The organism is Thauera aminoaromatica S2, assembly GCF_000310185.1.
GTDB lineage: Bacteria > Pseudomonadota > Gammaproteobacteria > Burkholderiales > Rhodocyclaceae > Thauera > Thauera aminoaromatica.
On record NZ_AMXD01000188.1, the window covers coordinates 1 to 5,858 of the forward strand.

A 5,858-nucleotide genomic window follows, 5' to 3' on the forward strand; every position below is an offset into this window, starting at 1 on the left:
GCCTGGGCAGCGGCGACAACTACCACAAGCTGCTCGAGCCGCTCGCCGACAAGCTCGGCGCCGCGCTCGGCGCCTCGCGCGCCGCGGTGGACGCGGGCTACGTGCCCAACGACTACCAGGTCGGCCAGACCGGCAAGATCGTCGCGCCGCAGCTCTACATCGCGGTCGGCATCTCGGGCGCGATCCAGCACCTGGCCGGCATGAAGGACTCCAAGGTGATCGTGGCGATCAACAAGGATCCCGAAGCGCCGATCTTCCAGGTCGCCGACTACGGCCTGGTGGGCGATCTGTTCCAGGTGGTGCCGGAACTGACCGGGGCGCTCTGACCGGGCGCGAGGAGCGCGGGCATGGATCTCCCGGCGGCGCTGCTTTCGGCAGACGTTCAGGGGGTGGTGTTCGCGCTCGCCGCGCTGGGACTGCTCGCGCTCGCGCGCAAGCTGCCGTGGAGGGAGCTCGCCGGCGGGGTGCATCTGAACCTGCTGCTCGGCTTCGCGGTGTGCCTCACGCTGATCTGGAGCATGAAGGCCGGGGTCAAGCCGGGGCTTAACCTGCATCTGCTCGGGGCGATGGCGGCAACCCTCGCGCTCGGGCCGTGGAAGGCGATCGCCGCGCTCGCGCTCGCGCTGTGCGGGATCACCCTCAACGGCGCGCTGGAGTGGGGCGACTGGCCCGCCAACTTCGTGCTCATGGTGCTGGTTCCGGTTTCCGTCGCGAGCGGTCTGCATCGCCTGATCGAGCGCCTGCTCCCGGCGCATTTCTTCATCTTCATTTTCGTGACCGGCTTTGCCGGTTCCGCGCTGACCGCAATCGCACAGGGGCTGACCGCCTCGTCCGTGCTGGCGCTGTCGGGCGCGTATTCCGCAGATTTCCTGTGGAGCGACTACCTGCCGTTCTTCCTGCTGCTCGGGTTTTCCGAGGGCTGGATCAGCGGCGCGATCATCACGCTGATGGTGGTGTATCGGCCCGAATGGGTGAGTGCATTCGACGATCGCCGCTATCTGCTCGACAAGTAGGGCTGTTCAACCTTTTCCGGAGCGCAACAATGAGTCAATACAACGCCCCCATCCGCGACATGCAGTTCGTGATGCGTGAGCTCGCCGGTCTCGACGAAGTCATGCAGTTGCCCGGCAACGAGGAGGTCTCGGCCGACCTCGTGGACGCGATCCTGGAAGAAGCCGACAAGTTCGCCAGCGGCGTGCTCGCTCCGCTGAACTGGACCGGCGATCAGGAAGGCGCCAAGTGGAACAATGGCGAGGTCGCCACCGCGCCGGGCTGGAAGGACGCCTACACGCAGTTCGCCGAGTCGGGCTGGACCGCGCTGCCGTGCGATCCGGAATACGGCGGCCAGGGCCTGCCCAAGCTGCTCGCCACCGCGGTCATGGAAATGTGGAAGTCGGCCAACATGGCCTTCTCGCTGTGCCCGATGCTGACCAGCGGCGCCATCGAGGCCCTGATGCTGCGCGGCACCGACGAGCAGAAGAACCTCTACCTCCCCAAGATGATCGCCGGCGAGTGGACCGGCACGATGAACCTGACCGAGCCGAACGCCGGCTCCGACCTCGCCGCGGTGCGCACCAAGGCCGAGCCGCAGGGCGACGGCACCTACAAGATCTTCGGGCAGAAGATCTTCATCACCTACGGCGAGCACGACCTCACCGACAACATCATCCACCTCGTGCTCGCCCGTCTGCCGGACGCGCCCGAGGGCGTGAAGGGCATCTCGCTGTTCGTCGTGCCCAAGTTCATGGTCAACGCCGACGGCAGCCTGGGCGCGCGCAACGACGTGCATTGCGTGTCGATCGAGCACAAGCTCGGCATCCACGCCAGCCCCACCGCCGTGCTCGCCTTCGGCGACAAGGGCGGCGCGATCGGTACTCTGGTCGGCGAGCCCAACCGCGGCCTCGAGTACATGTTCATCATGATGAACGAAGCCCGCTTCGCGGTCGGCATGGAAGGCCTCGCGCTGTCCGAGCGCTCTTACCAGCACGCGCTGCAGTACGCCAAGGATCGCATCCAGGGCACCGACGCCGGCGTGCGCGGCGGTCCGAAGGTCAACATCCTGCATCACGCCGACGTGCGTCGCCTGCTCATGAACATGAAGAGCAAGACCGAGGCCATGCGTGCACTCGCCTACGTCGTCGGCGCCGCCTTCGACAAGGCGCATCACCACGCCGACGAGGCTGTGCGTGCGCAGAATCAGGCCTTCGTCGACCTGATGATCCCGGTGGTCAAGGGCTGGTGCACCGAGAACTCGATCGACGTGACCTCGGACGGCGTGCAGGTGCACGGCGGGATGGGCTTCATCGAGGAGACCGGCGCGGCGCAGCACTTCCGCGATTCGCGCATCACCACGATCTACGAGGGCACGACCGCCATCCAGGCCAACGATCTGATCGGCCGCAAGATCGCCCGTGAGAACGGCGCCACCGTCGGTGCCGTTGTGAAGATGATGCGCGCGGTCGAGGCCGAAGTGGCCGGCGTGCAGGACGAGGCCTTCGCAGCCATCGCGCGCGCGCTCGGCAAGGGCATCGCGGCCGTGGAAGAGGCTGTGGCCTACATCCTCGCCACCTACTCCCAGGACATCAAGGCGGCCTCGGTCGGTTCGGTGCCCTTCCTGAAGCTGCTCGGCATCGTGGCTGGCGGCTGGCAGATGGCGCGCGCCGCGCTGGTGGCCAAGCGCAAGCTCGAGGCGGGCGAGGGCGATGCCGGCTTCTGCAAGGCCAAGATCGTCACCGCGCGCTTCTATGCCGACCACGTGCTCGCGCAGGCCGGCGGTCTGGCCTACACGGTCGTCAATGGCGCCCCGGGCGCGCTGGAGCTGACCGAAGAGCTGTTCTGACCGGATATTGCCCGGCGTGGAAGCGCCGGAGCAACCGAGCGAAAAAAACCCGCTGCGGGCACTTGCCCGGCAGCGGGTTTTTCTTGTGTTCGTGTTCGCGCCTTCCACGCAGGAGCGTCGGAAGGCGCGGACAGGACGGGCGCTTACTCGACCTTGGCCTTCTCGCGCAGATCGAGCACGTGGCGCTCGATCTTCTGCTGCTGCAGGCGTTGCTGCAGTTGCGGCTTGACCTCCTCGAACGGCGGCGGTTGCACGTCGCGCACGTCGTCGAGCTGGATCACGTGATAGCCGAAATCGCTCTTGACGGGCGTCGTCGTGTATTTGCCCTTCTGGAGCTGGACCATCGCATCCGAGAACGGCTTCACGTACATGGCGGGGTTGCTCCAGCCGAGCTCGCCGCCGCGCTCCTTGGAGCCCGGGTCGCGCGACTCCTTGGCGACTTCCTCGAAGGCGGTACCGCCCTGCAGGCGGGCGATGATCGCCTTGGCCTGGTCTTCGGTCTCGACCAGCACGTGGCGGGGCTTGTATTCCTTGTCGCCCATGCGGCCCTTGATGGCCTCGTATTCCTTCTTCAGCTCGGCGTCGTCGACCGGGTTCGTGCGCACGTAGTCCTGCAGGTAGGCACGGATCAGGATGGCCTGGCGGGCCATCTCCATCTGCGCCTTCACGTCCGCCTTCTTGTCCAGGCCCCTCTTGCCGGCTTCCTGGCTCAGTACCTCGCGGCGGATCAGTTCCTCGCGCACCGCATTGCGCAGCTGTTCACCGTCGGGCGCGCCCTGGGCGCGCTGCTCGGCCAGCATGGCGTCGGAACGCTCGCCGGGAATCGCGACTCCATTGACCTTGGCGACCGGGGATGCGGCGAGGGCGGGCAGCGCGAGGAAGCCGGCAAGCAGGGTGATGGCGAGACGGCTCGGGAAATGTTTCATGGAGATTCCTTCAATGTCCTTGTGATTCGGCCTCTGCGGCCGTTAGCGCGCGGATGGCGAGGGCATGGATGTCCTTGTGCATCATGTCCCCGACCGCGTCGTAGATCATACGCTGCCGGACGACTCTGCTGCAGCCCTGGAAAGCTTCCGAGACGATGAAAACCCGATAATGTCCGCCTCCCTCGCGCGCACCCGCGTGCCCGGCGTGCAGCGCGCTGTCGTCGCCGATCTCGAGGCGTGTCGGTGCGAAGCGTTCCTGCAGCGCGGCGCGGATGCGCTCGACCCTCGTCGCGCTCACGGCAGCGTCTTCCGGAACGGGCGCACGGTGGTCCGTACGAACACGCCCTGGCGCACGTAGGGGTCGTCCCGAAGCCAGGCCTCGGCGCTGGCGAGCGAGTCGAACTCGGCGACGATCAGGCTGCCGGCGAAGCCCGCCGGGCCGGGGTCGGGCGAGTCGATCGCGGGCATCGGCCCGGCCAGCAACAGGCGGCCGTCGTCGCGCAATGCCTCGAGGCGGGCGACATGTTGCGGGCGCACCGCGAGGCGCGTCTCGAGCGCGCCGGGAGCGTCCTCTCCGATCAGGGCGTAGAGCATCAGTTGCTTTCCTCTTCCATGTGACGGGACAGGTAGAAACCCTGGGCGAGCACGAAGGCGAGCATCAGCCCCATGCCGCCGAACATCTTGAAGTCGACCCAGGCTTCTTCGCTGAAGTTGTAGGCGACCCAAAGGTTGAGCACGCCCATCGCGATGAAGAAACCGGCCCAGGCGAGGTTGAGCCGCGCCCAAACCGGGTCCGGTAGCTTGATCTGGGCCTCCAGCATGGTGCGGATGAGGTTGCGTCCGAGCAGCGAGGCCGAGCCGAGCAGCACCACGCCGAACAGCCAGTAGAGCGCGGTCGGCTTCCACTTGATGAAGGTGGGGTTGTGGAAGAAGAGGGTGGCGCCGCCGAATACGACGATGATCGCCAGGCTGATCCACAGCATGGTGTCCACCTTGCGGTGCTTGAGCCACACCAGTGCGATCTGCAGGAAGGTGGCGAGGATGGCGACGAAGGTCGCGATCAGGATGGGCGCCTGCGAGACCGCGATGCCGTCGCCCAGCCAGCCGGCAGCGAAGGCATGCGAGGCTTCGGGGTTGGCGCCGCCGATCTTGTAGGCGGCGAAGAAAAGGATCACCGGCAGGAGATCGAAGAGGAATTTCATGGTCGGTCCGGTTCGCTGTGCGCGGAGCGCCGCATTCTATCCTGTTCCCCGGCGGGAGCCGCGAGCGGCAGGCAGAGCGCCGCGCGCAGACCGCCGCCATCGCGGGCGGACAGCTCGAGGCGGCCCTGGTGGGCGCGCATCACCCGATCCACGATCGCCAGGCCCAGGCCGGCGCCCTTCGTGTTGCTGCGCGCCTTCTCGAGCCGGGTGAAGGGCTGGCGCATGCGCTCGATCTCGCTCTCGGGGATGCCCGGTCCGCGGTCGGCGACCTCGATGCGTGCCTGCCCGTCCTCGATGGAGACCGTCACCTCCAGCGGCGCGTTCCCGCCCGCGTAGCGCAGGGCGTTGTCGATCAGGTTGGCGAGCGCGCGCCGGATCGACAGGGCGCGCGCCTGTACGAACAGGCTCTCCGGGACCTCCAGGCGAAGATCCACGCCGCGCAACCGGTACGGTTCGGTGACCTCGCGCGCCAGGGTGGCGAGATCGATGGCCGCGGTGGGTTCCTGCGCGTCGCCGCGGCCGAAGTCGAGGAACTGGCCGATGATGCGATCCATTTCGCCGATGTCCGCGACCATCGCGGTGACCTCGTCGTCGGGCGCACCCGACATCTCGATACCCAGGCGCAGGCGCGCGAGCGGCGTGCGCAGGTCGTGGGAGACGCCAGCGAGGATCAGCGCGCGGTCCTCGTCCATGCGCGCGAGGTTGCCCGCCATCTGGTTGAAGGCGCGCGCCACCAGCGCAATCTCCTGCGGGCCGCTCTCGGGCTGCGGAGGCGGGCGCTCGCCGCTGCCCACCATGCGCGCCGCGCGCGCGAGCTGGCGCAGGGGCGCGCTCACCCGGGCAACGATCAGGAAGGCGCCGAGCAGGGCGGCGAGCAGCGCGCCCCCCCCC

At 67.6% G+C, this 5,858-nt stretch carries 8 protein-coding genes; 3 read left to right on the forward strand and 5 right to left on the reverse strand.

The genetic code is table 11. The features are described 5' to 3' along the window. The 3 genes from C665_RS17970 to C665_RS17980 all read left to right on the forward strand — a co-directional run. Positions 1-326 (forward strand): electron transfer flavoprotein subunit alpha/FixB family protein (locus C665_RS17970; RefSeq protein WP_040829611.1); only part of this gene is annotated, 326 nt, incomplete at its 5' end. 21 nt (positions 327-347) lie between these two features. Continuing rightward, positions 348-1,013 (forward strand): energy-coupling factor ABC transporter permease, encoded by a 666-nt coding sequence (locus C665_RS17975; RefSeq protein ID WP_004325529.1) that lies wholly within the window; start codon positions 348-350, stop codon positions 1,011-1,013. A gap of 29 nt (positions 1,014-1,042) precedes the next feature. Continuing rightward, a complete protein-coding gene (locus C665_RS17980; RefSeq protein WP_004325531.1) occupies positions 1,043-2,839 on the forward strand; it encodes an acyl-CoA dehydrogenase in 1,797 nt (598 codons plus the stop codon). Between the two features lie 143 nt (positions 2,840-2,982). Here the strand turns inward: C665_RS17980 and C665_RS17985 are convergent, their stop codons facing one another. From C665_RS17985 to C665_RS18005, 5 genes are all read right to left on the reverse strand, one after another. Beyond that, on the reverse strand, positions 2,983-3,765 hold the full coding sequence (locus C665_RS17985; protein WP_004325532.1) for a peptidylprolyl isomerase: 783 nt from the start codon (positions 3,763-3,765) through the stop codon (positions 2,983-2,985). Positions 3,766-3,775: 10 nt separating this feature from the next. Continuing rightward, on the reverse strand, positions 3,776-4,063 hold the full coding sequence (locus C665_RS17990) for a BolA family protein (protein ID WP_004325533.1): 288 nt from the start codon (positions 4,061-4,063) through the stop codon (positions 3,776-3,778). Next, positions 4,060-4,359: a YciI family protein gene (locus C665_RS17995; RefSeq protein ID WP_004325535.1), complete on the reverse strand. Its 300-nt coding sequence runs from the start codon at positions 4,357-4,359 to the stop codon at positions 4,060-4,062. The genes C665_RS17990 and C665_RS17995 overlap by 4 nt, the downstream gene beginning before the upstream one ends. Then, positions 4,359-4,967 carry a septation protein A gene (locus tag C665_RS18000; protein ID WP_004325536.1) on the reverse strand — a complete coding sequence of 203 codons (609 nt, stop codon included), beginning with the start codon at positions 4,965-4,967 and terminating at the stop codon, positions 4,359-4,361. Before C665_RS18000 ends, C665_RS17995 begins: the two co-directional genes overlap by 1 nt. Beyond that, positions 4,964-5,858, reverse strand: an 895-nt coding sequence (locus C665_RS18005; protein WP_004325538.1) for an ATP-binding protein, incomplete at its 5' end; no start/stop codon positions are given. The genes C665_RS18000 and C665_RS18005, both read right to left, overlap by 4 nt.